The 712-nt window shown below is 69.9% G+C and carries 1 protein-coding gene; it reads left to right on the top strand.

Features of this window, described 5'->3' with window-relative positions:
- The coding region (locus DXC52_RS09905; RefSeq protein ID WP_147330627.1) for a transposase at nt 1–605 on the top strand (605 nt) is incomplete at its 5' end.
- Nucleotides 606–712: the final 107 nt, after the last annotated feature.

A 712-nucleotide genomic window follows, 5' to 3' on the forward strand; every position in this document is an offset into this window, starting at 1 on the left:
GGTGCTCGGCCGCCGGCTGGCGCAGGTTCTCGAGCGCCGCCAGGCGCGCGGGCGCCCCCGCCGCGGGGGCCAGGAGGCTCTGGGAGGCGCTGCTGGCCTCGTCGCGCTCGGGAAGGCGGCTCCCGGCCGGCGAGGACGTCGCGGTCCGGATACTCGCCCGGGAGATAGCCTCCCTCGACGCCGACATCGAGGAGCTCGACTCGCTCGTGGCCGACTCGCTGGCGGGCGACGAGGTCTACGAGTGCCTCCTCACGGTGCCCGGGATCGGCCCCAAGACCGCCGCGGCGCTGGTGACGTCGATCGACATATCCGCGTTCAGGGGGCACGACGAGCTCGCGAGCTATTGCGGCGTGGCGCCGTCCGATAGGCGCTCCGGGAGCAGCATCAGGTCGACATCGCCGCAGCACGGCGGGAACAGGCAGCTCAAGAACCTGCTCATATTCAGCTGCAACTCCCTCATCGGCACGGACAACAGGTTCGGGAGGTACTACGGGGAGTGCAGGGCGAGGGGGATGAGGCACAGCAAGGCGCTGAAGGCGGTCGCGAGGAAGAGGCTCAAGGTCATCTACGCGATCATGCGCGACGCCGTCCCGTACGCGGCCTAGCGGGCGGCGGGATCAACCGAAGGGGAAGCGGGGGCGCCGGGCGCCCGGATGCGTCATGCCGAAATGGCGCGAAGCACGCGGTTGACAAAACTATAGAGACACGTCCC

It is taken from the genome of Collinsella sp. TF05-9AC, from assembly GCF_003438495.1.
GTDB lineage: Bacteria > Actinomycetota > Coriobacteriia > Coriobacteriales > Coriobacteriaceae > Collinsella.